This window comes from Micromonospora sp. NPDC049102 (assembly GCF_043197485.1).
Classification (GTDB): Bacteria; Actinomycetota; Actinomycetes; order Mycobacteriales; family Micromonosporaceae; genus Micromonospora.
This window is the reverse complement of record NZ_JBICTE010000015.1, coordinates 37,097-62,918: the sequence shown is the minus strand read 5'-3', so window position 1 is coordinate 62,918 and position 25,822 is coordinate 37,097. Positions and strand designations below refer to the sequence as shown.

The 25,822-nt window shown below is 72.2% G+C and carries 25 protein-coding genes; 13 read left to right on the top strand and 12 right to left on the bottom strand.

The window, feature by feature from the left end:
* Positions 1-62 precede the first annotated feature (62 nt).
* On the bottom strand, positions 63-272 hold the full coding sequence (locus ACGFH9_RS16905; RefSeq protein WP_234589045.1) for a PspC domain-containing protein: 210 nt from the start codon (positions 270-272) through the stop codon (positions 63-65).
* Positions 273-794: 522 nt separating this feature from the next.
* Between ACGFH9_RS16905 and ACGFH9_RS16900 the strand changes: the two genes are divergently transcribed.
* From ACGFH9_RS16900 to ACGFH9_RS16855, 10 genes are all read left to right on the top strand, one after another.
* Positions 795-2,165: an L-serine ammonia-lyase gene (locus tag ACGFH9_RS16900; RefSeq protein WP_393219859.1), complete on the top strand. Its 1,371-nt coding sequence runs from the start codon at positions 795-797 to the stop codon at positions 2,163-2,165.
* 72 nt (positions 2,166-2,237) lie between these two features.
* The gene (locus tag ACGFH9_RS16895; protein ID WP_393219856.1) at positions 2,238-3,065 is read left to right on the top strand and encodes an ABC transporter permease; all 828 of its coding nucleotides are present in this window, start codon (positions 2,238-2,240) and stop codon (positions 3,063-3,065) included.
* Position 3,066: 1 nt separating this feature from the next.
* On the top strand, positions 3,067-3,813 hold the full coding sequence (locus tag ACGFH9_RS16890) for an ABC transporter ATP-binding protein (protein ID WP_393219853.1): 747 nt from the start codon (positions 3,067-3,069) through the stop codon (positions 3,811-3,813).
* Complete coding sequence (locus ACGFH9_RS16885) at positions 3,810-5,852, top strand: DUF5941 domain-containing protein (RefSeq protein WP_393219850.1); 2,043 nt, start codon at positions 3,810-3,812, stop codon at positions 5,850-5,852. Before ACGFH9_RS16890 ends, ACGFH9_RS16885 begins: the two co-directional genes overlap by 4 nt.
* A gap of 16 nt (positions 5,853-5,868) precedes the next feature.
* Positions 5,869-8,079, top strand: a complete 2,211-nt coding sequence (locus ACGFH9_RS16880; protein ID WP_393219848.1) for a CDP-glycerol glycerophosphotransferase family protein — start codon at positions 5,869-5,871, stop codon at positions 8,077-8,079.
* Positions 8,080-8,210: 131 nt separating this feature from the next.
* Complete coding sequence (locus tag ACGFH9_RS16875; protein WP_355235247.1) at positions 8,211-9,512, top strand: ABC transporter ATP-binding protein; 1,302 nt, start codon at positions 8,211-8,213, stop codon at positions 9,510-9,512.
* A 93-nt stretch (positions 9,513-9,605) separates the two neighbouring features.
* Entirely contained in the window at positions 9,606-10,622 is a 1,017-nt protein-coding gene (locus tag ACGFH9_RS16870; RefSeq protein ID WP_393219845.1) for a hypothetical protein, read from the top strand.
* A gap of 63 nt (positions 10,623-10,685) precedes the next feature.
* Positions 10,686-11,150 (top strand): DUF4442 domain-containing protein, encoded by a 465-nt coding sequence (locus ACGFH9_RS16865; RefSeq protein WP_393219843.1) that lies wholly within the window; start codon positions 10,686-10,688, stop codon positions 11,148-11,150.
* Positions 11,151-11,211: 61 nt separating this feature from the next.
* Positions 11,212-12,003, top strand: a complete 792-nt coding sequence (locus ACGFH9_RS16860) for an HAD family hydrolase (RefSeq protein ID WP_393219840.1) — start codon at positions 11,212-11,214, stop codon at positions 12,001-12,003.
* Positions 12,000-14,375 (top strand): glycoside hydrolase family 65 protein, encoded by a 2,376-nt coding sequence (locus ACGFH9_RS16855; RefSeq protein ID WP_393219837.1) that lies wholly within the window; start codon positions 12,000-12,002, stop codon positions 14,373-14,375. Before ACGFH9_RS16860 ends, ACGFH9_RS16855 begins: the two co-directional genes overlap by 4 nt.
* 45 nt (positions 14,376-14,420) lie before the next feature.
* On the opposite strand, the gene ACGFH9_RS16850 is transcribed toward ACGFH9_RS16855, so the two are convergent.
* Positions 14,421-14,600 carry a hypothetical protein gene (locus ACGFH9_RS16850; protein WP_393219834.1) on the bottom strand — a complete coding sequence of 60 codons (180 nt, stop codon included), beginning with the start codon at positions 14,598-14,600 and terminating at the stop codon, positions 14,421-14,423.
* 187 nt (positions 14,601-14,787) lie between these two features.
* On the opposite strand from ACGFH9_RS16850, the gene ACGFH9_RS16845 reads away from it, so the two are divergent.
* On the top strand, positions 14,788-15,465 hold the full coding sequence (locus tag ACGFH9_RS16845; protein ID WP_393219832.1) for a dienelactone hydrolase family protein: 678 nt from the start codon (positions 14,788-14,790) through the stop codon (positions 15,463-15,465).
* A gap of 13 nt (positions 15,466-15,478) precedes the next feature.
* Here ACGFH9_RS16845 and ACGFH9_RS16840 read toward each other — a convergent pair whose 3' ends face one another.
* Positions 15,479-16,666 carry an AI-2E family transporter gene (locus tag ACGFH9_RS16840; RefSeq protein ID WP_393219829.1) on the bottom strand — a complete coding sequence of 396 codons (1,188 nt, stop codon included), beginning with the start codon at positions 16,664-16,666 and terminating at the stop codon, positions 15,479-15,481.
* 198 nt (positions 16,667-16,864) lie between these two features.
* Between ACGFH9_RS16840 and ACGFH9_RS16835 the strand changes: the two genes are divergently transcribed.
* Complete coding sequence (locus ACGFH9_RS16835; protein ID WP_393219972.1) at positions 16,865-17,035, top strand: antitoxin; 171 nt, start codon at positions 16,865-16,867, stop codon at positions 17,033-17,035.
* Between the two features lie 71 nt (positions 17,036-17,106).
* Here the strand turns inward: ACGFH9_RS16835 and ACGFH9_RS16830 are convergent, their stop codons facing one another.
* Positions 17,107-17,703: a hemerythrin domain-containing protein gene (locus ACGFH9_RS16830; RefSeq protein WP_393219827.1), complete on the bottom strand. Its 597-nt coding sequence runs from the start codon at positions 17,701-17,703 to the stop codon at positions 17,107-17,109.
* Positions 17,704-17,868: 165 nt separating this feature from the next.
* Between ACGFH9_RS16830 and ACGFH9_RS16825 the strand changes: the two genes are divergently transcribed.
* Entirely contained in the window at positions 17,869-19,194 is a 1,326-nt protein-coding gene (locus tag ACGFH9_RS16825) for an aromatic acid exporter family protein (protein WP_393219824.1), read from the top strand.
* 9 nt (positions 19,195-19,203) lie between these two features.
* Here ACGFH9_RS16825 and ACGFH9_RS16820 read toward each other — a convergent pair whose 3' ends face one another.
* The 8 genes from ACGFH9_RS16820 to eccB all read right to left on the bottom strand — a co-directional run bounded on the left by ACGFH9_RS16820 (position 19,204) and on the right by eccB (position 25,700).
* The gene (locus ACGFH9_RS16820) at positions 19,204-19,848 is read right to left on the bottom strand and encodes a C39 family peptidase (protein ID WP_393219821.1); all 645 of its coding nucleotides are present in this window, start codon (positions 19,846-19,848) and stop codon (positions 19,204-19,206) included.
* Positions 19,849-19,974: 126 nt separating this feature from the next.
* Positions 19,975-20,382, bottom strand: a complete 408-nt coding sequence (locus tag ACGFH9_RS16815) for a TIGR03618 family F420-dependent PPOX class oxidoreductase (protein WP_355235214.1) — start codon at positions 20,380-20,382, stop codon at positions 19,975-19,977.
* Between the two features lie 31 nt (positions 20,383-20,413).
* Positions 20,414-20,752 carry a YkvA family protein gene (locus tag ACGFH9_RS16810; protein ID WP_355235211.1) on the bottom strand — a complete coding sequence of 113 codons (339 nt, stop codon included), beginning with the start codon at positions 20,750-20,752 and terminating at the stop codon, positions 20,414-20,416.
* 75 nt (positions 20,753-20,827) lie between these two features.
* Positions 20,828-21,625, bottom strand: coding sequence for a hypothetical protein (locus tag ACGFH9_RS16805; protein WP_393219817.1), 798 nt, complete (start codon positions 21,623-21,625; stop codon positions 20,828-20,830).
* Positions 21,626-21,860: 235 nt separating this feature from the next.
* Positions 21,861-22,217, bottom strand: a complete 357-nt coding sequence (locus ACGFH9_RS16800; protein WP_393219815.1) for a hypothetical protein — start codon at positions 22,215-22,217, stop codon at positions 21,861-21,863.
* Positions 22,218-22,447: 230 nt separating this feature from the next.
* Positions 22,448-23,725 carry a WXG100 family type VII secretion target gene (locus tag ACGFH9_RS16795; protein ID WP_393219813.1) on the bottom strand — a complete coding sequence of 426 codons (1,278 nt, stop codon included), beginning with the start codon at positions 23,723-23,725 and terminating at the stop codon, positions 22,448-22,450.
* A complete protein-coding gene (locus ACGFH9_RS16790; RefSeq protein WP_393219810.1) occupies positions 23,718-24,086 on the bottom strand; it encodes a hypothetical protein in 369 nt (122 codons plus the stop codon). The genes ACGFH9_RS16795 and ACGFH9_RS16790 overlap by 8 nt, the downstream gene beginning before the upstream one ends.
* An 87-nt stretch (positions 24,087-24,173) precedes the next feature.
* The gene (gene eccB / locus ACGFH9_RS16785; protein ID WP_393219807.1) at positions 24,174-25,700 is read right to left on the bottom strand and encodes a type VII secretion protein EccB; all 1,527 of its coding nucleotides are present in this window, start codon (positions 25,698-25,700) and stop codon (positions 24,174-24,176) included.
* Positions 25,701-25,822 lie beyond the last annotated feature (122 nt).

Here is a 25,822-nt window from a genome sequence, read left to right as displayed (position 1 = left end):
GCGCTGTCACGTCTGCCGCGCTCGCCAGGCTGGCGCGCTCGCGGCCGGCTCGTGCAGGGCTGTTAGTGGCCGGTGGAGGCCAGGTAGCGGTCCTCGTTGGGCATGAGGACCCAGAGGATCAGGTAGACGATCACCTGGGTGCCGGGCAGCAGCAGTGACAGCAGGAACAGCAGCCGAACCATCCCGGCGGACATGCCGAACCGCTGTCCGAGGCCGGCGCAGACACCGGCGAGCATGCGCCCCTGGCGGGGCCGAACCAGTTTGCGACTCATCGTCGTACTCCCACTCTGCGGCGGTGCGCCGCGTCTGCAATCCACGGTAGAAAGGGGTGGCGACCCTGCCCTCGGTCCCGAGGAGGATCGTCGACCCGTGGACCCGTAGGTACTTACCCGTGCGGCCCCGTCCGACGCCTCCGCGCCCGCCCGGCCCATCCGCGCCCCGCGCCCCGCGCCATGATCGTGCTCGATCCTGGATGTAGTGGCTTCCGGCCGCTCCCGAGGCCACTACAACCAGGGTCGAGCGCGATCATGCGGGCTGCGCGGCATCGCGGGCTGCGTGGGGTGGCGGGGAGGTGGCTGGCAGCCGGCGGTCGGATGGTCGCGTTGCCATGATCGGGTGGCCGGGCTGCGGTGCTCGGGTAAGGGGTGAGCAGGGCAGGTAGGGTGACAGCTCGGGCACCCACACCCCGGGTGACGGCGGCCACCCGCCCGGGCGGCCACGAGCGGGGCTGCCGACCGGCGGCCACGAACCGGGCGGTTTCCCGTACGACGGGAGGACGCCGAGGAAGCGCAGCCATGATCAGTGTTTTCGACCTCTTCAGCGTCGGCATCGGGCCGTCCAGCTCGCACACGGTGGGGCCGATGCGGGCGGCGCGTATGTTCGTCGCCGGGCTCAAGGCCGACGGCCTGCTTGCCGACACCGCGCGGGTGCAGGCGGAGCTGTTCGGTTCGCTGGGGGCCACCGGGCACGGGCACGGCAGCGGGCCGGCGGTGCTGCTGGGGCTGGCCGGCGAGTCTCCGGAGACGGTCGACACGGACACCGTCGGGCCTCGCGTCGAGCGGATACGTGCCGAGCGGCGGATCAGCCTGCTCGACGCGCACGAGATCGACTTCGACCCGGATCGGGACCTGACGCTGCACCGCCGCCGGTCGCTGCCGTACCACCCGAACGGGATGACCTTCGTGGCCTTCGACGCGGCCGGGGAGCAGGTCAGGGCCCGCACCTACTACTCCGTCGGTGGCGGTTTCGTGGTGGACGAGGCAGCGGCGGGCGCGGACAAGATCAAGCCGGACACGACGCGGGTGCGGTACCCGTTCCTGACCGGGGCGCAGCTCCTCGACGTCACCACCCGCACCGGGCTGTCGATCAGCGAGGTGATGCTGGCCAACGAGGGCTCGTGGCGCAGCGAGGCGGAGATCCGGGCGGGCCTGCTGGAGATCTGGCGGGTGATGCAGGAGTGCGTGCAGCGTGGCTGCGAGCGGGACGGCGTACTCCCGGGGGGTCTGAAGGTCCGACGGCGCGCGGCGGAGCTGCGGCGCGGCCTGGAGGCGGACGCCGGGACGCCCGATCCGCTGCACGCCATGGACTGGGTGACGTTGTTCGCCCTGGCGGTGAACGAGGAGAACGCGGCCGGGGGTCGGGTGGTGACCGCCCCGACGAACGGCGCGGCGGGGATCATCCCGGCGGTGCTGCACTACTACAGCCGGTTCGTCGACGGCGCCGACGACGACGGGGTGGTGCGGTTCCTGTTGGCGGCCGGTGCGATCGGGGTGCTGTTCAAGGAGAACGCGTCGATCTCCGGGGCGGAGGTCGGCTGCCAGGGTGAGGTCGGTTCGGCGTGTTCGATGGCGGCGGCGGGGCTCGCCGAGGCGCTCGGTGGCACCCCGGAGCAGGTGGAGAACGCGGCCGAGATCGGGATGGAGCACAACCTCGGGTTGACCTGCGACCCGGTGGGTGGCCTGGTCCAGATCCCCTGCATCGAGCGGAACGCGGTGGCTAGCATCAAGGCGATCACGGCCGCCCGGCTGGCGCTGCGCGGCGACGGGGTGCACAAGGTGTCGTTGGACAAGGTCATCAAGACCATGCGGGAGACGGGCGCCGACATGAAGGTCAAGTACAAGGAGACGGCGCGTGGCGGTCTGGCCGTCAACGTGATCGAGTGCTGAAGCCGGTCGATTCGGGGCATTCGTTCACCGACTGCTAACCTGGCGTCCGTTTTCAGGAGGCGGGAGGCGGCGGTGACCTCTGGCGTCGCGGCCCTGTGGTCGCACCGCAACTCGCTGCGCATCCTGGTCAGGCGTGATCTGGCGGTCAAGTACCAGCAGTCGGTGCTGGGCTACTTCTGGTCGTTGATCGAGCCGCTCGGCATGGGTGCGATCTACTGGTTCGTCTTCGGCGTGCTCTACTCCCGCGACACCGGGCGGCACCTCGGTGAGGCCGCCGGGTCGTACCCGCTGTTCCTGATCACCGGCATCTTCGCCTGGATGTGGACCAGTTCGGCGCTGAGCGAGGCCACCAACGCGTTGACCGGCCAGTCCCGGCTGATCACCACCATGAACGTGCCGCGTCAGGTCTTTCCGATCGGCCGGGTCACCGGCCGGTTCGCCGAGTACGCGGCCGGCCTGCCGATCCTCGCCGCCATCGCGGTGATCTACGCGGCGCACGGGCGGGTGCACCCCGGCTGGTCGCTGCTCGCCCTGCCGCTGGCGGTGGCCGTGCAGGCCGTCCTGTTGATCGGGCTCGCCCTGCTGCTGTCGGCGTGGAACGTGCTGATGCGCGACGTGGAACGGTTGATGCGGCTGATCATCCGGGTGCTCTTCTACGCCACGCCGATCATCTACCCGCTCAGCCTGGTCCGGGAGTCCGGCCTGCCGCACTGGTTGAAGGTGGTGTACGAGCTGAACCCGCTGGTGGGGATCTTCCAGCTGCACCACGCGATCTGGTACCCGGACGATTTCCCGGACGCCCGGCTGCTCGCCACGACGATCGTCGGCAGTCTGCTGGTGCTGGCCGCCGGCTGGTGGTCGTTCCGCCGGTTGGAGCCCGCCGTGCTCAAGGAGCTCTGACGTGGCCGCGCCGATCATCGAGGCGGACGGGCTGGGCATCCGGTTCGTCCGTAACCGTCGCCGCCAGCTTCGGCTGCGTGAGCTGTTCATCCATCGGGGCGGGCGCAGTGCGCTGCCGGGTCAGTTCTGGCCGCTGCGGGACGTGTCGTTCACCGTGGAGCCGGGCGAGACCGTGGGGGTGATCGGCCGCAACGGCACCGGCAAGAGCACCCTGCTGCGGCTGATCGCCGGGGTGCTCATCCCGGACGAGGGCGACATCCGGGTACACGGCGCGGTGGCGCCGCTGCTGGAATTGTCGGCCGGTTTCTCCAACGACCTGACCGGCCGGGAGAACCTGCACCTGGTCGGCGGGCTGCACGGGCTGTCGACGAGCTACCTGAAGCGGCACTTCGACGAGATCGTCGAGTTCGCCGGTGAGCAGGTGGAACGGGCCATCGACACGTCGGTGCGGCACTACTCGTCGGGGATGAAGGTACGGCTGGGTTTCGCGATCATCTCGCACCTGCCGCACCCGATCCTGCTGATGGACGAGGTGACCGCGGTCGGGGACGCGGAGTTCCGCAAGAAGTGTTACGCGACGATTGACCGTCTGCTCGGGGAGGGGCGCACGCTCGTGCTGGTGTCACACAACGAAAAGGACCTGACCCGGTTCTGCCGTCGGGGGTTGTACCTCGACGCGGGCCGGTTGACGCTCGACGGCACCATCGCCGAGGCGCTCGACGCGTATCACGCCGCGGTCCCGCGGTGACGCTCGCGATCGTGCTCGCCGGCGGAACGACCGCGGCGGGCCTCACCACCGCGACCGGCGAGCCGCTGGCCGACCGGCTCGCCGACCAGTTGCGCCGGGCCGGCGCGGCCGAGGTGCGCTTCGCCGCCACCCTGGACGAGCTGGCCGCGCTGGCCGACGCCGCCACCGGTCCGCTGCTGATCACCGGCACCGACCTGGTGGCGCACACCGCCGTCCTGCGGCACCTCGCCACCAGCCCGGTCGGGCCGACCGTGGCGTTGGTACTGACCGATCCGCCGGTGCCCGGACGGACGGCCGTGCGCGAGGAGCGCGGTCAGGTGGTCGACGCCGGCCCGCTGGGAGCCCTCGACGGCGACGCCACGGGCGTGTTCGGCGGCGCGCTCCGGGTCGGTGTGGACGACCTGCCGACCCTCGCCGCCGCCGCGCGGGCCGCCGCCGTCGGCGCGCGGCCGGTCGCCGCCCCGATCGGCCCGGCCGGTGACGTGTCGCCGCTGCCGGCGGGCGGGCGCGCCGGCCACGACGACAGCGGGTCCGCCGTGGACCGGCTCGTCGCGGGTCTCGCGGCGCTCGGCACCCTGATCTTCGCCCAGCGGGTACGTCTGCTCGTGGCGCACCGGGTCGAGGACGGTGCCGGCCTGGTCGCCGCCGAGGCGGCGGTGACCGCCGTCGACGAGGACCGGGCCGAGCTGCGGCTGTCGGTGAAGGAGCGCGACGACTTCTTCTCCACCTACTTCGTCAGCACCTGGTCGCCGTACGTCGTGCGGTTGGCGGCCCGGCTGCGGCTCACCCCGACCGGGGTCACGGTGATCTCGGTGCTCTTCGCGTTGGGTGCGGCGGTGCTGTTCGGGGTCGGCGGCCGGCTCGCGCTCGTCAGCGGCGCGGTGCTGCTCTACCTCGGCTTCGTGCTGGACTGCGTGGACGGCCAGTTGGCCCGCTACACCCGGCACTTCAGCGCGTGGGGCGGCTGGCTGGACACGATGGCGGACCGGGCCAAGGAGTACCTGGTCTACGCCGGGCTGGGCTTCGGCGTGAGCCACGCCGGACTGGGCAACGGCTGGGCACTCGCCATCGCCGCGATGACGTTGCAGACCGTCCGGCACATGACCGACACCTGGTACGGGGCGCTGCACGACGAGGCGGCCCGCCGACCGCGTACGACGACGGGTGCCAGCGGCGGGATCGGCGACCGGCTCAACGCGGCATCCACGCGTGTGCAGGCGGACACCGGCTCGCTGTCGTACTGGCTGAAGCGGACCGTGGTCTTCCCGATCGGGGAGCGCTGGGCGCTGATCGCGCTGACCGTGGCACTGTTCAACCCGCTGGTCAGCCTGATCGCGGTGCTGGTGTGGGGCGGGTTGGCGTTCGCGTACACCGGTGCCCTGCGGACGCTGCGGGCCCGCTGGATGTGGGTGCCGGTGCTGGACACGGTCGACGCCACGCTGCACCGCGACGACGGTCCACTGGCCCGCCGGCTGCCCGTGGTGCGCCCGATGGGGCCGCTCACCCTGGCGGTGATCGCCGCGCTCGGCCCGGCGGTGCTGCTGGTCGCCGCCGCAGTGGGCGACGAGCCGGCCGGACTGCGCTGGGCGGTGCCGGTGGCGTTACTGGTGCTGCTGGCCGGCGGCCTCGGCGCGGGCGCGGCGCACAACGGCCCGCTGGACTGGCTGGTACCCGCCGCGTTGCGGGCCGCCGAGTACCTGTTCGCGATCGCGGTCGGGGTCGTCGGCGGCGCGCCGGGGTGGCTGATCTTCGGGTACGTCTTCGTGCTCACCGTGCACCACTACGACCTGACCGCCCGACTGGAGAAGCGGCAGGCGGCGCCTCCGCTGCACACCGCCACGCTGGGCTGGGAGGGGCGTTCGGTGCTGCTGGCGCTCGCGGCGATTACCGGCGTCGTGAGTATCGGCATGGCTACACTCGGTGCGTACCTTCTCGTGGTTTTCGTGGTGAGCGTCGTCCTGGCCTGGTTCGTCCGGCCGGCCCGTAGCGCGCGGGCCTCGGCCGCGCCGGTGGGCGCGGGAGGTGTCGCGCCGCGCTGACGAAGGGGACGGCCGGATGACGCTGATCAGCTTCGTGGTGCCGGCCTTCCGGGTGCAGGGTTATCTGCGCGAGTGCCTGGACTCGATCCTCGGCCAGCCGGAGACCGACCTCGAGGTGATCGCCGTCGACGACTGCTCGCCCGACGCCAGCGGCGAGATCATCGACGAGTACGCGGCCCGCGACCAGCGGGTCCGGGCCGTCCGACTGTCGGAGAACGTCGGCCTGGGTCCAGCCCGCAACATCGGGCTGGACCGGGCCGTCGGCGAGTACGTGTGGTTTCTCGACGGGGACGACTGGCTGGTGCCGGACTGCCTGTCGGAGGTGGCCGAGCGACTTCGGGTGACCCGGCCGGACGTGCTGCTGGTGGACCACGTCCGGACACACTGGAACGACACCGCCACCCGCAGCGCGATGGCCGAGGTGTTCCCGGAGTCGCCCGGCCCGGAGACCTTCGCGCTGCGAGGGCGACCGGAGGCCATGCGGCTGCTGCACACCGCGTGGAACCGGCTGGTGCGCCGCGAGTTCCTGGTCGACCTGGGCCTGCGCTTCGCGGACGGCTGGTACGAGGACGTCCCGTTCAGCTACCCGGTGCTGATGGCGGCGCGCCGGATCGGCGTACTCGACCGGGTGTGCGTGAACTACCGGCAGCGCCGCGCGGGCGCGATCACGAAGACCCGGGGGGACCGGCACTTCGAGGTGTTCTCCCAGTGGCACCGGGTCTTCCACCTGATGGATGCCTGGTCACCGGCCGTGGACGCGCTGCGTCCGGCGGTCTTCGAGCGGATGATCTGGCACTACCTGACCGTGCTGGGCAACGGCCAGCGCATCGCCCCCGAGCTGCGGCCGGCGTTCTTCGCGCAGATCACCGCGGACTACGAGCGGTGGCTTCCGGTCGGCGGGTACCCCGTACCGGAGGGTGTGGAGGGGGTGAAACACCGGCTGGTCGCGGACGGACGGTGGCGGACGTTCAGCGCCCTGCGGGCGGCCAGCCGGGCTCGTGACACGGCCCGTCGGCAGGCACGTACCGCCCGGCGTCGGCTGGGGCCGGTGGCCCGACGGGGTGCCCGGCTGACCCGCGACGGTCTGCTGCGTGAGTACTACCGGGCCGAGCTGCGCCGGCCGGTGGACCCGACGCTCGCGGTGTACGCGGCCTACTGGTTCCGGGGATACTCCTGCAACCCGGCGGCGATCTACGAGGCTGCCCGCCGGCTGGCCCCCGAGGTGCGCGGGGTGTGGATCGTGCGCCGCGACCGGGTGGACGCCGTGCCGGACGGGGTGGAGTACGTGGTGGCCGGTACCCCGGCCTACTACCGGGTGCTGGCCCGTGCCCGGTGGCTGGTCAACAACGTGAACTACCCGGACTTCGTCCGCAAGCGGCCGGAGCAGGTGCACGTGCAGACCCACCACGGCACCCCGGTCAAGGTGATGGGGCTGGACCAGCAGCGCTACCCGGTCGGCGCGGGCCGGATGGACTTCGCCGGCCTGTTGCGCCGGGTGGACCGCTGGGACTACAGCGTCAGCGCCAACAGCTTCTCCACCCAGATGTGGGACCGGGCCTACCCGGCCACGTACACCACGCTGGAGGTGGGTTACCCGCGCAACGACCGGCTGGTCACCGCCGGCCCCGACGAGGTACGCCGACTGCGTGCCGAGTTCGGTCTCTCCCCGGACGAGCAGGTGGTGCTGTACGCCCCGACGCACCGCGAACACCTGCCCGGTTACCGACCGCCGTTCGACCCGGACCGGTTCGTCGAGGCGCTCGGCGACTCGGGACGGCTGCTGATGCGCAGTCACTACTTCCACGACCGGGAGCGCCGGCCGGGCCGCCCGGCGGAGTTCCACCGGGTACGCGACGTCAGCGGCTACCAGCGGGTGGAGGACCTCTACCTGGTCGCCGACGTGCTGGTCACCGACTACTCGTCGGCGATGTTCGACTACGCGGTGCTGGACCGTCCGATCGTGCTCTACACACCCGACTGGGAGGCGTACCGCCTGGCCCGGGGTGTCTACTTCGACGTCACGGCGGAACCGCCGGGCGTCGTGGCGGGTACGTTCGCCGACCTGGTCGACCTGTTCCGCACGGACGCGGTGCGCTCCGAGGCGGCGCACAAGGCCCGCGAGCGCTTCCGGAGCCGGTTCTGCGGGTTGGACGACGGACACGCGGCCGAGCGGGTGGTGCGCCGGGTGTTCCTCGGCGAGCGGTCCGACCAGGCAGCGAGCTGCTGACAGCTCGGTCTCCCGCCCCCGCGTAATGCCGGTGACATGGGCCGAACATGAGACGTTTACCCGATGTGCGAAACCAATGATCCTGGTCACAGTCATCAGGGGTTCGACCGAGAGACGTGGGGGAGATGACGGTGAGCACCGTCGCACTCAAAGATGTGACCAAGGTTTTCAAGGACGGCACATTGGCCGTTGACAGCATAAATCTGGATGTGAACGACGGCGAGTTCATGGTGCTGCTGGGGCCGTCGGGCTGCGGCAAGTCCACAGTGCTGCGCATGATCGCCGGTCTGGAGGACCCGACGCAGGGCGCGGTGCTGCTGGACGGGGAGCTGGCGAACGATCTTCCGCCACGCGACCGCAAGATCGCCATGGTCTTCCAGGATTTCGCGCTCTATCCGCACATGACGGTCGGCGACAACATCGCCTTCCCGCTGCGGCTGGCCGGTGTGGAGCCGGAGCCGCGGGGTGAACGGGTCACCGACGTGGCGAGCGCCCTGGGCATCAGTGACGTGCTCGGTCGCAAGCCCGGCCAGCTCTCCGGCGGTCAGCGCCAGCGGGTCGCCATGGGGCGCGCGATCGTCCGGCGACCCGGGCTCTTCCTGATGGACGAGCCGCTGTCGAACCTGGACAGCGGGCTGCGCGCCGAGCTGCGGGCGGAGATCTCCGGGCTGACCCGGGAGCTGGGCGTCACCACCGTGTACGTCACCCACGACCAGGCCGAGGCGTTGACCATGGCCGACCGGGTGGCCATCATGCGCCGCGGCGTGCTCCAGGACGTGGGCACGCCCACCCAGGTGTACGGCCGTCCGGCGACGCTCTACGTCGCCGCGTTCCTGGGTAGCCCCCGGATGAACCTGCTGGAGGCGTCGGTCTACGTCCACCTCGACCGTTACATCGCGCTCAACCTCGGTGAGCAGTCGCTCTACCTGCCCTGGAACGACATCCGCAGCCGGGCGGTCGCGCACTACCACGGTGAGCGGATCGTGGTCGGGATGCGGGCCGAGGCGCTCACGCCCGTCGCTCCGGACAGCCCCGGCGACGTGCTGCGGGGCCGTATCCGCTACCTCGAGCACCACGGCCACGAGTCGCTGGCGTTCCTCGACATCGGGGCGACCGCGATCATGGTGGACGAGATGGGCGCGCCGCTGGACCCGCCGCCGGTGGGTCAGCGTGGCCTGCGCCGGTTCGGTGCGGTGATGCAGCGGCTCACCGGTAAACCGGTGGAGACCGAGGACGTGCCGAGTGCCGCCTCGCGGACGACGAGCGTCCTTCCCGACCCGGGTCGGCACCACCGCCGCCCGGCGGAGCTGGCGGTACGACTCGCGCCGTACCCGGCCGTCACGGCCGGGCACCCGCTCGCCGTCTCGGTCCGGATGGACGCCCTGCACTTCTTCGACGAGCGCGGCGCGCGCATCGACGTGGGATGGCGGTGACGCCACCCCGGAGCGGGGTGGCGGCCGGTCCGTCCGGTGTCCTACCGTCTGCCCACCTAGTCCCGTCCGTGCCAGACCGAGAGGGGTGCGCCCGTGTCGGGTGACCGTCCCAGTCCGCTCGTCATCGAGCGCATCCTGCGCGACCGTCAGGGCATCTGGCAGCAGATCGTCGCCGAGGGTGATCTCAACGTGTTGACCGGGCGGATGCTGGCCAGCTCCGCCATCGCCCTCGCCTGTTACGGGGCGGTGCTCGGCGCGTTCCACAGCCCGCTGATGGCGCTGACGTCCGCGCTGAAGCTGCCGCTGCTGTTCCTGGTGACGCTGGCCATCTGCCTGCCCACGCTCTACCTGTTCAACCTGGTGTTCGGTGCCCGGCTCTCGGTGCGTCAGTCGTTGGCGCTCGTGATGGTGGCGATCACCGTCACCTCGATGCTCGCGGTGGCGTTCGCGCCGATCAGCCTCTTCTTCCTGATCACCGCGCCCGACTACGGCTTCTTCAAGCTGCTCAACGTGGCGATCCTGACGCTGTCGGCGCTGGTCGGGCTCCGCTTTCTGACCGGCGGCATGCAGGTGCTCAACGACCACGGGCTGCTCGCCCCGGTGGCCAGCGCTCCGGCGACGGCCAGCGCCCCCGGCCAGGTCGGCGTTCCGGTGGCGGTCAGCGCTCCGGCCCAGGTCGACGCCTCGGCCGTCGTGCACGCCGGCACCGCGACGGCGGGAGCCGCCGAGCCGGTCGCGGTATCGGCCGGGGCGGCTGCCAACGGCGCCACGGCGACCAGCACGGCCATCGCGCCGGCCCCGGCGGCTGTTCCGGCGCAGTGGGGTGGGCAGCAGCCCGGCGTCGCGCTCCCGCCCGGCACGCTGCCGCCGGGTTACCCGGCGCAGCAGCACCCGTGGGCCAACCCGCCGGTGCGGCGCGGCGAGCCCACGCAGCGTCCGGCAAGCATGACGCTGCTGTACATCTGGATCCTGCTCTTCGGCTTCGTCGGCACCCAGTTGGCGTGGACGCTGCGCCCGTTCTTCGGCGACCCGGGTCAGGATTTCTCCCTCTTCCGCAGCATCGACGGCAACTTCTACGCGGAGATCCTGCGGACGATCGCCAACCTCTGACGCGTCGCGGAGTCGGGGAAAACCCTGGTTGCCGCCCTGGTTACCGAGAAGTAGCGTCGGGCCATGACCATCGACTCCCGCCAGGTGGCGGCCGGCATCCTGCAAGCGGTGCCGTTCGCCCGCACGCTCGGCATCGAATTCGTCGAGGTGGCTCCGGAGGCGGACGGCGGGGTGCGGGCCACCGTCCGGCTCCCGGACACGCCGGCCACCCACAACCACGTCGGCGGCCCGCACGCCGGGGCGATGTTCACCCTCGGCGAGACGGCCTCCGGCGCGGTCGTGCTGGCCGCCTTCGGGCAGCTGCTCGACCGGGCCGTGCCGCTCGCCGTCCGCGCCGAGATCGCGTACCACAAGCTGGCCCGGGGTGCGGTGCTGGCCACCGCGCGGCTCGGTCGCCCAGCCTCGGAGGTGGTCGCGGAGCTGGAATCCGGTCGGCGGCCCGAGTTCGCCGTCGAGGTGGAGATCGCCACCGAGGACGGCACACCCACGTCGGCCCTGACTGTCATCTGGACCCTGCGCCCGAACTGAGCCGGCCCGGCGGCGGCTGAAAACGGGTTTGGGCGCCCAGCCGGGTGGTTAGATTCGTACCGTGCTGGGCCTACCTGCTCATGTGACCGCCTGTCTCTTCGATCTGGACGGTGTGCTGACGCAGACCGCCCGGGTGCACAACGCCGCCTGGACCGAGACGTTCGACGCGTTCCTGCGCAAGCGGGCCACGGCGACCGGGGAGCCGTTCCGGCCGTTCGACCCCGGCCCGGACTACAACCGCTACGTGGACGGCCGGCCCCGCGCGGACGGCGTCCGGTCGTTCCTGGCCTCGCGCGGGATCGAGCTCCCCGAGGGCAGCCCGGACGACCCGCCGGAAGCCGACACGGTCAACGGCATCGGCAACCGCAAGAACGTCCTGCTACTGGATCGTCTGCGCACCTCCGGCGTCGAGGTGTACCCGGGGTCGGTGCGCTATCTGCGGGCGGCGACCGAAGCCGGGCTGCGTCGGGCGGTGGTGACCGCGAGCGCCAACGGGCGGGAGGTGGTGGCCGCCGCCGGGCTGGAAGACCTGCTGGAGGCGCGGGTCGACGGGCTCGTGGCTCGCGAGCGGAAGCTGCGCGGCAAACCCGAACCCGACACCTTCCTGGCCGGTGCCGAGGTCCTGGGCGTCGACCCGACCCAGGCCGCAGTGTTCGAGGACGCGCTCTCCGGCGTCGCGGCGGGCCGGGCCGGCGGTTTCGGGTACGTGATCGGTGTCGACCGGGTGGGACAGGCCGACGAACTGCTCGCGCACGGCGCTGACATCGTGGTGAAGGACCTCGCGGACCTGCTCGACGCGGGCGACGCCACCCCGCCGGCGCCACGCCCGACCGGCGAGCGGGGCCTGACATGATCCGGGAACGGGCCTATCCCGTCGAGCCGTGGCACATCCGGGAGACCCGGCTGGACATGGACGTGCTGGCCCAGTCGGAATCCGTCTTCGCGCTCTCCAACGGGCACGTAGGCCTGCGCGGCAACCTCGACGAGGGCGAGCCGCACGGTCTGCCCGGCACCTACCTCAACTCGTTCTACGAGCTGCGTCCGCTGCCGTACGCGGAGGCCGGCTACGGCTTCCCCGAGTCCGGGCAGACCATCGTCAACGTCACCAACGGCAAGCTGATCCGGCTGCTCGTCGACGACGAACCGCTCGACGTGCGCTACGGGGAGCTGCTGTCCCACGAGCGGGACCTCGACATGCGGGCCGGCACCCTGCACCGGGAGGTGCACTGGCGCTCTCCGGCCGGCCGCGAGGTCAAGGTTCGCAGCACCCGGCTCGTGTCGTTCACCCAGCGGTCGGTCGCCGCGATCAGCTACGAGGTGGAGGCCGTCGACGGCCCGCTGCGGTTGATCGTGCAGTCCGAGCTGGTGGCCAACGAGTCGCTGCCCGCGCAGAGCAAGGACCCCCGGGTCGCGGCCGTCCTGGAATCGCCGTTGCAGGCCGAGGAGGAGCTGACCACCCCGGACGGCGGCCAGCTCATCCACCGCACCAAGGTCTCCGGGCTGCGCGTGGCCGCCGCCATGGAGCACGAGGTGCACGGTCCGGACCACACGACCATCGAGTCCGAGGGGTACGAGGACTGGGTGCGCACCACCATCGGCTGTGTGCTCCAGCCCGGCGAGAAGCTGCGGGTGGTCAAGTACCTGACGTACGGCTGGTCGAGTCGACGGTCGCTGCCCGCGCTGCGCGACCAGGTCGGCGCGGCACTGGTCGGCGCACGGCTGGACGGCTGGGACGGGTTGCACCGGGAGCAGCGCGCGTACCTGGACGAGTTCTGGGACGCGGCCGACGTGCTGGTCGACGGTGATCCGGAGATCCAGCAGGCCGTACGGTTCGGGCTCTTCCACGTGCTCCAGGCCGGCGCCCGTGCCGAGCAGCGGCCGATTTCGGCGAAGGGGCTGACCGGCCCGGGCTACGACGGGCACGCCTTCTGGGACACCGAGATGTTCGTCCTGCCGGTGCTCACGTACACCCAGCCCTCCGCGGTGCGCAGCGCCCTGCAGTGGCGGCACAGCACGTTGGAGCAGGCCCGGGAACGCGCCGCGACGCTCAACCTCAAGGGCGCCGCCTTCCCGTGGCGGACCATCGAAGGGCCGGAGTCGTCCGGGTACTGGCCGGCGGGTACGGCAGCCTTCCACATCGCCGCCGACATCGCCGACGCGGTACGACGGTACGTGCTGGTCACCGGTGACACCGCCACCGAGCGGGAGATCGGCCTGGAACTGCTGGTGGAGACCGCCCGACTGTGGCGCTCGATCGGGCACCACGACCGGCGCGGCCAGTTCCACATCGACGGGGTCACCGGCCCCGACGAGTACACGGCGGTGAAGAACGACAACATCTACACCAACCTGATGGCCCAGCGGAACCTGCTCACCGCCGCCGACGCCGTCATGCGCTACCGGGACGAGGCGTTCCACCTCGGGGTCACCGACGAGGAGGCGGCGAGCTGGCGGGACGCCGCCACATCGATGCACGTGCCGTACGACGACGAGTTGGACGTGCACCAGCAGGTGGAAGGGTTCACCCGGCTCCAGGAGTGGGACTTCGCGCACACGCCCGCCGAGAAGTACCCGCTGCTCCTGCACTATCCGTACTTCGACCTGTACCGCAAACAGGTCGTCAAGCAGGCCGACCTGGTCCTGGCGATGCACTGGCGGGGGGACGCCTTCACCCCCGAGCAGAAGGTGCGCAACTTCCTCTACTACGAACGCCGGACGGTGCGCGACTCGTCGCTGTCGGCCTGCACCCAGTCGGTGCTCGCCGCCGAGGTGGGCCACCCGGACCTGGCGCACATCTACCTGCGCGAAGCCGCGCTGATGGACCTGCACGACCTCAACGAGAACACCCGCGACGGCGTACACATGGCTTCGCTGGCCGGCGCGTGGCTCGCCCTGGTGAGCGGGCTCGGCGGGCTGCGCGACCATGACGGCGAGCTGTCGTTCGCACCTCGGCTCTCCAGCCGGCTCAGCCGTCTGGAGTTCTCCGTCCAGTGGCGCGGGCTGTCGCTACGGGTGGACGTCCGGCCGCACCAGACGACGTACTCGCTGCGCCACGGTGGCCCGGACGACGTCGTGGAGCTGCGGCATCACGACCAGGTGCTGCGGGTCACCTGCGATGAGCCGGTGACCGTGCCGGTGCCTCCGGCCGAGCCCGCGGGGCCCCCACCGGAACAGCCGCCGGGTCGGTCGCCCCTGCTCCGGCTGCCCGAACACAAGCAGCAGTGACGGCCGGGGCGGGAATGCTCCCGCCCCGGCCGTCGTGTGCGTACGTCAGACCGGCTCTCCGGTCGAGGGACGTCCGATCGCGTCCCGGGGCGCAGCCGCCTTGGGATCGTCGGGCAGGCGGGCCGAGGCGGCCTGGTCGCCGAAGTCCTGGTTGCGCTCGGCGTCCGGTTCACGTCGGGCGCGCTCGGCCATCTGCTGCTGTCGGGATATCTGCTGCTTGGCCATCATGATCCTCGCGATCCGTCGGGGCGCGGCTGCGCCTACACGGTCTGCGGTCTCGGCGTCGCGTACCCGACGGCCCACCCGACAAACGCCGCGCCCTCCGACTGTGCGACCTGCCGCTCTGCGGCCGGGCGCGTGTGACGCGGCGGGCGGGGTAACCGGACCGCAGGCGAGCCTGCGGAGGTGTGGCATGGACGAGCAGGTCAGCACGGTGACCATCCCGGTTCGGGACGCCCCGCTCCCCGCCGACCTGCTGGTGCCGGCTCAGCCGGCCGGCGTGGTGCTGTTCGCGCATGGCAGTGGTAGCTCGCGGCGCAGCCCCCGCAACGTGGCGGTGGCCGGGCAGCTCAACGACCACGGCCTCGCGACCGTCCTGGTCGACCTGCTCACGCCGGCCGAGGAGGAGGTGGACACGCGCACCGCCGAACTGCGGTTCGACATCGGGCTGCTGGCCAGCCGGCTGGCCGGGATCGTGGACTGGTTGGCGGCCGAACGTCCGGCGGGTGATGTGCCGATCGGTCTCTTCGGCGCCAGCACGGGCGCCGCCGCCGCGTTGGTGGCGGCCGCGTCCCGCGCCGACCGGTTGGGCGCGCTGGTCTCCCGCGGTGGCCGACCCGACCTGGCGGGCTCGGCGTTGGGCCAGGTGCGCACTCCGACGTTGCTGCTGGTCGGCGGCCTGGACGAGGAGGTGCTCGCGCTCAACGAACGGGCGCTCGCCGAGCTGGGAGATGTCGGCGAGCTGCGGGTGGTACCGGGGGCCACCCATCTCTTCGAGGAGCCCGGCACGCTCGACCAGGTCGCCGAGCACGCCGGCGTCTGGTTCACCACCCACCTGGCCCGGACGACCACCGCGCGCCGCCACGCCTGAGCAGGCGTCGGCGTCACTGCACCGCTGACGCGTGCGTGGCGGAGCGGTGGCGTTGCACGGTGTCGATGATGCGCCACAGGACGGCGGTGATCGGGACGCTGACGAAGGCGCCGGCGATGCCCGCGATGAGGGTGCCGGCGGTGACCGCCACCAGGATCACGGCCGGGTGCAGGCGTACCTGGCGCTTCATGACCAGCGGCTCCAGCAGGTTGCCCTCGATCTGCTGCACCGCGACGACTGCGGCGAGAGTGAGCAGGGCGGTCGTCGGCCCGTTCGCCGCCAGTGCCACCAGCACCGCGACCGCCCCCGCCACCGTCGCCCCGATGATCGGGACGAAGCCGCCCAGGAACGTGATCAGCGCCAGCGGCAGGGCCAGCGGCACCCGCAGCACCACCAGGGCCAGACCGATACCGAGCGCGTCGATGGCCGCGATCAGCATGGTTCCCCGGCTGTACGCGCCGAGTGTCTGCCAGCCGCCCCGACCGGCCTCGGCCACCAGCTTCCGATTCGGGCCGGCCATCCGTGACAGCGTCCACTGCCACATCGACCGGCCGTCCTTGAGCAGGAAGAAGAGCAGCACCAGTGCGAGCAGTGCCGAGCCGACGACCTCGCTGGCCGTCCGGGCCCCGGACACCGGGTCGGGCGAGCTGCCGCTGAGCCCGTCGCGGGCCTGGTCGACCAGTTTGTCGAGTTGGGCCTCGCTGACCGGCAGGGTCGACGTGACGAAGTCGCGGCTGCGGTCGAGCCCCTGGGTGAGTTCCTGACTGAGCTGGTCGAACTGGCTGGCGGTCAGGTTCCACACCAGCGCGCCGACGCCCACCAGGATGCCGAGCAGCAGCAGGACGGTGAGCAGCGCGGCCAGCGCCGCGGGCAGGCGAAGTCGGCGCAGGCGGACCAGCACCGGGTCCAACAGCGCGGTGAGGAAGATGGTGGCGGCCAGGGCGATGGCGAGCGGGGCCAGCAGGACGGCGATCCGACCCAGCAGGTAGAGCCCGGTGACGATCACCACCAGGCAGGCGCTCCACAGCACCGCGGTCCGGACCAGCCACGGCAGTGCCGCCCACGCGTGGCGCGCTCCGGTGTCACCGGCCGTCGCCGTGCCGCCGGCCGTCGCCGTGCCGCCGGCCGTCGCCGTGCCGCCGGCCGTCGCCGTGCCGCCGGTCGTCGGTGCGGCGTGCGCCCCGGGTTCGTCTGCCGTCATGTCGGCCTCCTCGCTCGGCGAGGTCCGTACCCGGCCGGTCGTGCGCCGACACCCGACCGCCCGCGCGGATCGTACGCCGCCCGGGGTCCGCTGGTCGGTGCTTCGCGTCCGAAGGGCCATCGCACGGTGTTTGCGCCACCGGGCCGAGGGAAGGCGAAGGGGAACTACCGGAGGAGGAGGAGCGCCGTGGGTGACTTCATGGACAAGGCCAAGGACTTCGCCGACAAGCACGACAAGCAGGTCGACCAGGGTATGGAGAAGGCCGGCGACATGGCCGACAAGCGCACGGGCGGGAGGTACGACGACCAGATCGACAAGGGCGTCGACCAGGCTCAGGCGCGTACCGGTGAGGGTGACCAGGTCCGCTGACGTACCAGACGTCTCCCCGGGCCGCCGAAGACTCGACGGCCCGGGACTGTCCTTGTCGGACCTGACGTCGGTCAGCCCTGGCGCAGCTCGTCCAACGAGGTCGGCCGGTCGCTGAGCGCGTCGCGCATCCGGTCGATGATCCGCGTGCCGGGGGCGAGCAGTTTGTTGGCCGGGGGGTGGTCCGGGGCGCTCGGGTGCGGCCGGGTCGGCGCGATCTTCTTGAACGCCGTCACCTTGCCGGCCAGCTCGACCATCTCCTCCTGGGCGGTGGCGGCGCGCAGCCGCGGGAACAGGTCGCTCTCCTCGTCCTGCACGTGGTGACGGATGGTGCTGGTCAGGTGTGCCAGCAACTCGTCGAAGCGTGGGTCGGACGGGTCGACCGACTCCAGGTCCTTCATCGTGCGTTCGGCGTCGGCATGTTCCGCGATCTCGTGCTCGGCGATCTGGTCGCCGTCGGGCAGTACCTTGCGGGCCGTCGGATAGACGTACGCCTCCTCGGCCACGGCGTGCCGGACCAGCTCGGCGATCACCACGTCAGCGAGCTGACGACGGTGCTCGGGCGTACCCTGTCGCGTCTCCAACTCGACGAAGAGGGTTTCGACCTCGCGGTGGTCGGCGACGAGGATGTCGACCACATCCTGGTCGCCGGTGCTCTGTGGACTGCTCATCTGGGGCCCCTTACCGGTTGCGGATCGGTGGGTGTGTGGCCCCTGGTACCCCGCAGTGGACCGGCAAACCTACGGACGCCGATGGATTCGGATGCTGCCGGTGTCGCTGGGGCGGGTGAAACACAGAGGCACGATTGGTCGGACGCCTCCGGGGTAAGCGCCGCCATGCCCGACGACCGCCCACCGGCAGAGCGCGACCGGTCACGCCTCGACGAGGCTGCCGAGCGTGGCGGCCAAGCGGTCGAACGGGTGCGGCACCGCAGCGGCCAGGCCGGCCGGATTCGTGCCCGGCAGTGGCAGGTCACCCTGGTGATCGCCGTCCAGTCCGGGCTGGCGGCGGCGCTCGCGGCCCTGATCGCCAAGCACTTCCTCGGCCAGGGGGCGCACGTCTTCGCTCCCGCTGCCGCCGTCGGTACGATCGCCACCGCCATCGGGCAGCGGGCCCGGCGCACCTTCGAACTGTTGGCCGGTGTCGGGCTGGGCATCGTCATCGGCGACGGGCTGCGCTTCATCGTCGGCTCGGGACCGTGGCAGACCGGGGTGGTCGTCGCCCTGGCCATCGCCAGCGCGCTGCTGGTGGCCGGGAAGGGTGGCCCTCTGGTCGGTCAGGCCGGCGGTACCGCCGTACTGATCGCCACGCTGGCCCCGATGGGCCGTGGCCTGGAGGTGCCCCGGATCTTCGACGCGCTCGTCGGCGGGGCGGTTGGTCTGGTGGTTGTCGCGCTGTTGCTGCCGGTCAACCCGATGCGGGTGTTGGACCGGGCGGCGACGCCGATCTTCACGATCCTCCGCGAGCAACTCGACGAGCTTGGGCGGGCGCTGCGGCAGCGCGACAGCAACCGGACGAGACACGTGCTGGATCGGCTGCGCGGCACCGACGAGGACCTCGGCCGACTGCACGACGCACTGAGCGGGGCGGAGGAGGTGGTGACGATCGCGCCGGTCCGGTGGCACCGTCGACAGCAGTTCCACAGGTACGCCCACAGCGCCGACAACCTCGAACGGCTGCTGCTGGACACTCGCGTCCTCGCCCGCTGGTCGACGACCGCCCTCGAGTACGGCGAGCCGATCCCGTCGGAGCTGCCGGACGCGATCGGTCGGCTGGGGCAGGCGGTAACGGAGATGCGGAAGGAGTGCCGGGTCGGCAACGATCCGCGGTGCACGCGGAAGCTGGTCGAGGAGTGTGCCGAGTTGGCCGGAAGGGCCGCCGCGAGCGGGGTCAAATCCTTCGGCGATGCGCTCGTCACCGGCCTGCGTACCGCGGCGAGCGACCTGCTTCGGGCCGCCGGCTGCGAGCCGGACGACGCCAACCGGATCGTGCGTCGGGCGGCCGGCGCCGGCGAGTCCACCATCGCTCCGCCGCCTCGGCGTGAGCTGCACCGTGCCCGGCCGACGCGGGCCGTGCGTGCGCGCCATCGGGCGCACCTCGCCAACCGCAGACGCGACAACAGCAGGGCCGGCCCCTCCGCGCGGGAGAGGCCGGCCCGGTGAGCGGTCGGATCAGGACGAGTAGCCGCGTTCGGCGATCCAGTTGGCGACCTTCGGCAGGCTCATCCAGTACTCGCCCAGCGCCGGGTCGGCCGGGTCGGCGACGCGGATGTCGTCTCCACCGTCGCGGTAGCCGACCAGCGTCAGGTAGTGGCCGCCCTCGTACGAGTGCGGGTTGCCAACGGTGTCCACGGTCGTGCCCTTGATGTTGGCCACCACCGGGCGGCCGGCGTCGATCGCGGCCAGCACGTCTCGTCGTAGCTGCTCGACCTGGTCGGGGCGGGCCACCGAGTCACGGATCTCCGTGGTCCGGTAGCCCCCGCCGGTCAGCTCGTTGAGCACGCGGGTGGTGTCGAGGGCCGACGGTGTGCCCGCCTCGGTGGTGCCGAGGCGCTTGGCCACCTCGTCCTGGGACAGCGCCTTGCCCTGCGCGGACAGCGCGATGCGTGTCGCGGCCGGGCCGCAGTAGAAGAAGTTCGGCTGTGCCTGGTAGTCGATGTCGAGGATTCGTTCGGCGCTGCGGTTGGTCTGGCTCGACGAGGACGGGGCACCCTGCGCGGGGGCCGCCTGCGCGGCGACGGCGGGCCCGAGGGCGCAACCGCCGGCGACCAGCAGCCCGACGACGGACAGGCCGCTCTTCTGCACGATGGGGTTCATGGTCGAGTCTCCGTTCGGGGGTGCCGCCTCCGTGGCGGTCTCGGCCGTGGTTACCGGGGACGTAACGACCCTGCTCCGGGTGACATTCCGCCACCACCGAAACGGTCAGGTGGGACGTATCGGACGCTAGAGACTTCCGAGCAACCCCGTCACGGTGATCTCGATGACCACACGCTCCGGATTCGGGCGCGGCGTGCGGTACCGCTCGGCGTAGCGGCGCTCGGCCTCCGCGACGGCGGTCCGATCCGAGCGGAGCACCGCCCGGCCCTCGATCGTCAGCCAGCGACGGCCATCGACGTGACACACGGCCACCGGGGTGCCGTCCGGGCCGGCTGCGGCCACCTGCCGGGCCTTGCGGGACGTGCCCGAGGTGATCACCCGGGCCAGCCCGGCAGCCGGGTCGAGAGTGACCCCGACGGGCACCACGTGCGGGGTGCCGTCGGCGCGCAGGGTGGTCAGCGTCGCGAGGTGCCGCTCCGCACAGAAGGCAGCCACCCGGTCGTCCCGGATGTCCAGCCGGTGACCACCCGCCATGTGCGTCTCCCGTCCTGTGCCCCAACCCCGATCATCGTACGGAGCGGGCGCGGTCCTCCTCCGGCGGAGCGTCCGACTGCCCGGGCAGGCGACGGCCGGCCGCCCGGCGCTTGTGGACCAGTCGGGTGAGATAGATCAGCGCGCCGGCCAGGACGCCCATGTCGTCCAGGTAGATCGGGTCCGGGAGGATGTCCACCGGGAAGATCGTGTAGATCAGTGCCCCGTAGAAGGCCACCTTGCCGCCCGCGCCGAGCCCGGTCAGCAGCCGCCTCGTGCGCACCACACGCACCGCCAGCACCACCGCGCCGACAAGTGTGGCGAGCGCCAGAATGCCGGCGACCACCACGAGGACCCACGACTGTCGGGACATGCCGTCACGCTAACCCACTGACGCCGTCCCGGCTCGGATCGCTCGCTCGGCAGAACCGCTCGTCGCGCCGCCGGGTCAGAACGCCGGGACCGCCGCCCGACCCCTGGCGACCACCGTGTTCTCCCGCGTCTGGTCGGCGGACGGCCGAAGGACCTCGCTGAGCGGCAGCACCGAGGACGATTCCGCCCTGCGCCGTCCGCTGGCCGCCTGCGCCTCCGCGCGGAGACTGCGAGCCGCCGCCACCGCCGACTCGGCAGCCCGCCAGGCAGCCTGCTCCCGATCCCGAGCGGCGGCGTGCCGGGCCGCCAGGTTGTCGCGGACGGCGCGGTGGAGCACGAGTTCCTGTTCGACGGGGTGCAGCCGGGGGTCCCAGCCGTCGCGGTGCGCGAAGACGTCACTGAGTTGCTCCACCGACAGTTCCCGTCGCCAGTACGCGTCCAGTGCGGCCCGGTGCAGGTAGCGCTCGCGGTCGGCGTACTCGGCCGGCGTCCGGTCGGTGTGCGGCAACGGCATCGCGGCCGCTGCGCCGAGCCGCCGTACGCCGGCCTCGGCCGTCTCCAGTGCCTGCCATGCGGCTTCGACGGTCTCCTGCGCGGCTTCCCACTCTGCCCGGCGGCGCTGAGCGGTGGTGGTGGCGCGCTCGGCGGCAACCGCGATCTCCTGCGCGTAGCGGCTCTGCTCCCGCTCCTGGAGCGCCTGTTCCAGGTGGCTGGGCATGGCAGCGTCGCGGATGCGGGCGGTCGGGTCGAGGCCGAGGCGGCCGGGGCGTACCAGGAGTGCGGCGACGGCGAACACGACCACCCCGAGCAGGCTCAGCCAGATGAAGGCGGCCCGGGGTACGTCGGGCAGGACGGTGGAGAGGACGGTCTGCATGATCAGCACCTCGCGGTCGGATGACGGTATCGAGGGATGGGTCCCGACGGGACGGGCTCCGCGGCGTCGGGGCGAGCTGTACGGGTGGTCGGCCGGGGCTCAGCGCCGTCGCCGGGCGGATTCGCGCTCCGGAGCGGGTGTGGCTGCGCGTCGCGGCCGACCTGCCGCCCCGGGCACCCGGACGACGACCCGGAGAAGGGTCAGGCGAAGCGTCGGGTGACCTGGCGGCCTGAACTCAGCTTGCGGGAGGGCCGCGTCGGGGCGGGGTGCGGCGGCCGGGCTCGACGGTCGGCGCGTGCTCCGCGCCCGCGAGGACCGGGCCGGCCGGTGCGGTGAGGTCGCCGTCGGTCGGCCGGGTAGGGGCCGGCTGGCTCGCACGCTCGGTGGTCGTGGTGGCTTCGGGCCGAACCGCGTCCACCCGGCTGCTCACGGTGCTCGGTCGCAGTTGCGGCTGTGCGGGAGGCGGGGTGGCGGCGAGGGCGCCGCCGACGCCGACAGCGAGCACCAGCGCGGTGACCGCCAGCCGGGTCAGCTCCCGCAGCGACCGCAGCACGGCCCAGCGGGCTGGGCGGACCAGAGCTGCGGACGACACCCGACCAACCTATCCTCCGCGCCGGCACGGCGCAGCACGGCGGTGACGACATCGGCAGTGACCGCCGCCACCGCCAACACTGTGGACGGTCGCTCCAACCCGACATCCCGCGTCGTGAGCTGCAAGCCGTGGGCGGTGGACCGCGCGTCGACAACGGTGCACCGACGTACGATGACCCCCGCCGGAGCGGTTCCGGCGGGGGTCACCCGTGGTCGTGTGCGGTGCCGGCGTCAGCCGCCGAGCACCGGTGGCGCGGCGTCCCCGCCGTCCCGCCACACCATCTCGTCCTCGGTCAGCCAGGTCAGCCGGTCGTCGGAATCGTCATCCTCTCCATGGCCGTGCCCGCCGAGCACGCCGGGACGGCCGGCGGATCGACCGTTACCCGTCAGGCCCTGCCGACCGCCTGCGGCGGCCCGACCGGACTCGTTGCGCCGACCGTCGATGCTCCGCCCGACGCCGCTGGCCGAACGGCTCTCGGCAGCGGCGGCGCCGCCGGTCGGCCGGCCCGACGTGGTGGGGGTGCTGGTGGAGCCGGCGAGCGCGGAGGTGCGCAGCACCCCGCCGGCCGGTGTGCCGCCCGGTGTCCCGAAGAGCAGGCTCGGACCGCCGGTGGCGCTGGCGGGCATGGTGGTCGGCCCGGACAGACCGGCCAACCCGGCCGCCCCGCCGGCGAGCAGGGCGCCGCCGACCAGCGGGTCCGCGCCAGCGAGGGAGGTGGAGCCCTGCTCGCCGTCGCCGGTGCCCTCCGGCCCGACGACGACGACAGACGTGCCGCCGTCGTGGCCGGGAACCGAGCCACCCCCGCCGGCCGGCGGAGGGGCCACGCCGTCGGGCGTCGCCATGGTCGCGCCGCCCGTGTGCGCGGCGAGGCCGGTGACGGTCGGCGCGGCAGACGGCGTCGTGCTGGCCGGGCCGCTGCGCGGCGTCGGCCGATCGTCGTCGACCGTGCGCGGTGTCTCCGGATGCGGAGGAGGCGGGTCCACGACGCGGTCGTAGGCGGAGAGGTCGTAGCCGGCCGCCAACTCGGCAACGAGGGTCACCATCCGCTGGTGGGCCTTCTCCTGCTCCGCCTTGTCCTGCTGGTGGCCCATGATGCCGCCGACCACCATGCCGGGCAGCCCGAACGCGGAACCCTTGAGCGCGCCGGAAACGGCCTGATCGTTGTCGTCGGTCTCCTCCGGGCTCTCCGCCTTCTTGTGCGCGGTGCGCAGTTGGCCCGCCATCATGGTGAGCCCCTGCTTGATGCCGGACATGCCCTCGCCCAGCGCGTCGGAGTGGTCGACGATCAGCGTCAGGCGCCGCTGGAACTCCCGGCCCGCCGGGCCCGTCCAGGTGTTGCCGAGCTTGTCGAGGTCGCCGCTCAGCTCCCGGCCGAGGCCGTCCAGGATGCCCTTGAGGGCGGCCCACTGGGCGGCGATCCCTTCGATCTGCTCCGGCTTGCCGGCCATCACCGCGTCGTACAGCTCCTGGTGGCTCCGACCGTCGTAACGCTGGGTGTACTCAGACACGCCCGTCCCCCTTCGGCTGCAACGCCCGGTCGACCCCGGTCAACGCCGCGGTGATGTCGGTGGCGTTGGCCGCGTTACGCGCCTCGGCGGTGCGGTAGTTGGCGAGGATGGTGCTCGTCGCCTGCTGGGCCGCCTGCACCGCCTGCCGGAGCCGCTCGGCCTGGTCCACGTAGGACTGGTGGACCTCGCTGTAGCGGCGCGAATTCTGTGTCGCGTCGTCGAACGAGCCAAGCGCTGGCGGGCTGCACTGCATCTCGGTGTTGAGCTTGCGTAGCACGGACTCGGCCTGGCTCAGCCGCATCGCAAGGTGCTGGTGGAAGTCCTCAAGGGACAACAGGTCGACTTCCGTACGCCCGGTCATGGCAACATCCCCGTCGCTCTGGTTGACAACCGTCAGCGGACCCAGGTTAGTCCACCTCCGCGACCCGGGGCGACCCGTCTGAACGGCTCAGTCGTCAGCGCTGGTCGATGCCTCCGGCCCTCCGCCGCCGGTGCCCTCACCCGTCGGGGCGGACGTGCTGGGCGTCGGAGAGGTCGGCGGTGACGCAGGCGTGCTCGCCGGTGCGTCGCCGGGCGCGAACTGGGCGAGCGCGGCCTGCTGGTCAAGGGTGGGGCCGGTGGGGATCAACGCGAGCAGCGAGCCGGGCACCGCCAGCGGGCTGACCCCCTCGTAGCCGAGCGCGCCAAGCGTCTCGGGCGAACCGAGCGGGTACCGGACACCCTGGGGACTGATCAGGTAGACCGTCGCACCGGCGGCGCCGGAACCGCTGGTGCCGGCGCCGGACGCGGCCTGCGCCAGGACGCCCTTGCCGCCGGGCAGCAGCACCGACTCCGCCGTCCGCACCGCGTCCCGGGCGGTCTGGCGCACCGGCACCGAGCCCGGCTCGTTGTCCGTCAGCTCCGCCGGGACCCGGTCGAAGATCTCCAACGTGGTGTTCGGCGGACCACCCGCGTCGCCGGCCCGGTACGTCGCGCAGAGCAGCGTCTGCCCGGCCCGGGCCGCGTACAGGGTCGGCAGCGTCCTCGGCATCCCGTCCGCGTCGAGCCGCTGCTCCGTCAGGAGACGGCCGGCCTGATCGGGCGTGATGTCGGTGATCCGACCGCCACCACTGAGCAGCAACAGCGCGGTGATCTCACTGATCGAGACGAGGCCTTCGCGGGTCAGTACGTAGTGCTGCCCGGCCGCCTGGAAGACCTGACCGATGGTGGCGGGACGGCCGGCGACGCTCAGCCCGCTGCGCTCACCCATGTCGGGCAGTGACGGCTTGCCCAGCGGCGGGCCGGCCGGTACGGCGTTGAGCAGTTGCTGCCCGACCGGTAGTGGGGCCGTACCCGTCATTCGCAGCGCCGCGATCGCCTGGTCCCCGCCGCGCACCTCCAGCCGGGAGTCGCCGGTGAGCAGGTGCCGCTGGCCGTCCACGGTGACCAGCACCGCGCGGTCACCGAGTGGCGTGCCGCCGGGCAGCGCCCGGTCGATCACGACGCGGGTGGTGGAGTGGCGCGGGTCGACCGGGTCGGGCACGTCGCAGACCGACCACGGCAGGCCCGTCAACGACTTGCGGTCCGGCAGCGCGTCGGGCGCGCCGACGATGCCGACGGTACGACCCCGCGGCCGGTCCCGCAGCGACGCCTGCGACATGGTGCGCACCGCCGGGTCGGGCTCGTTCAGGATCAGCCGGGCCGAGGTGTAGTTGAGCGTCGGGTGCAGCTGTCCCTGGGCGTACACGTAGGTCGCGCCGGTCTCCCGTTCGATGACCAGCGTGTTCTCTTCCAGGGGAGCGGTGTTCCCGGTCAACTGGCCGTACGCGCCCACGCCGCCGAGCACCACGGCGGCGGCGATCACGCTGCCGATGACCGCCATGCCGAGTCGTCGCATCGGCAGGTTGGTGGTCTCCGGGTCGCCTGACAGCAGCGCGGAGACGATCCGGCGGGTGACGAAGCGGTACGCCTGCACCTGATCGCGGCGGGTCCGCATGACTTACCTCCGGCGGGGTGGATCCGCGACGATGTCCTCGGGGTGCCGTCGCGGGCTTCCCTACGATAAGGGGCCGAGGGTGGGTCCTCGGGGCCCCCGCCGGACCGCTTCGGCACGGAGCC

Coding starts and splice junctions, on each gene's coding strand:
- ACGFH9_RS16815 (WP_355235214.1), bottom strand. CDS start 20,382: ATGGCGGGTGGTCACCGGCTGGACATCCGGGACGACCGGGTGGCTGCC.
- ACGFH9_RS16855 (WP_393219837.1), top strand. CDS start 12,000: ATGATCCGGGAACGGGCCTATCCCGTCGAGCCGTGGCACATCCGGGAG.
- ACGFH9_RS16790 (WP_393219810.1), bottom strand. CDS start 24,086: ATGACCGGGCGTACGGAAGTCGACCTGTTGTCCCTTGAGGACTTCCAC.
- ACGFH9_RS16805 (WP_393219817.1), bottom strand. CDS start 21,625: ATGCAGACCGTCCTCTCCACCGTCCTGCCCGACGTACCCCGGGCCGCC.
- ACGFH9_RS16830 (WP_393219827.1), bottom strand. CDS start 17,703: ATGAGCAGTCCACAGAGCACCGGCGACCAGGATGTGGTCGACATCCTC.
- ACGFH9_RS16865 (WP_393219843.1), top strand. CDS start 10,686: ATGACCATCGACTCCCGCCAGGTGGCGGCCGGCATCCTGCAAGCGGTG.
- ACGFH9_RS16825 (WP_393219824.1), top strand. CDS start 17,869: ATGCCCGACGACCGCCCACCGGCAGAGCGCGACCGGTCACGCCTCGAC.
- ACGFH9_RS16905 (WP_234589045.1), bottom strand. CDS start 272: ATGAGTCGCAAACTGGTTCGGCCCCGCCAGGGGCGCATGCTCGCCGGT.
- ACGFH9_RS16880 (WP_393219848.1), top strand. CDS start 5,869: ATGACGCTGATCAGCTTCGTGGTGCCGGCCTTCCGGGTGCAGGGTTAT.
- ACGFH9_RS16810 (WP_355235211.1), bottom strand. CDS start 20,752: ATGTCCCGACAGTCGTGGGTCCTCGTGGTGGTCGCCGGCATTCTGGCG.
- ACGFH9_RS16840 (WP_393219829.1), bottom strand. CDS start 16,666: ATGACGGCAGACGAACCCGGGGCGCACGCCGCACCGACGACCGGCGGC.
- ACGFH9_RS16835 (WP_393219972.1), top strand. CDS start 16,865: ATGGACAAGGCCAAGGACTTCGCCGACAAGCACGACAAGCAGGTCGAC.
- eccB (WP_393219807.1), bottom strand. CDS start 25,700: ATGCGGACCCGCCGCGATCAGGTGCAGGCGTACCGCTTCGTCACCCGC.
- ACGFH9_RS16850 (WP_393219834.1), bottom strand. CDS start 14,600: ATGGCCAAGCAGCAGATATCCCGACAGCAGCAGATGGCCGAGCGCGCC.
- ACGFH9_RS16820 (WP_393219821.1), bottom strand. CDS start 19,848: ATGAACCCCATCGTGCAGAAGAGCGGCCTGTCCGTCGTCGGGCTGCTG.
- ACGFH9_RS16845 (WP_393219832.1), top strand. CDS start 14,788: ATGGACGAGCAGGTCAGCACGGTGACCATCCCGGTTCGGGACGCCCCG.
- ACGFH9_RS16900 (WP_393219859.1), top strand. CDS start 795: ATGATCAGTGTTTTCGACCTCTTCAGCGTCGGCATCGGGCCGTCCAGC.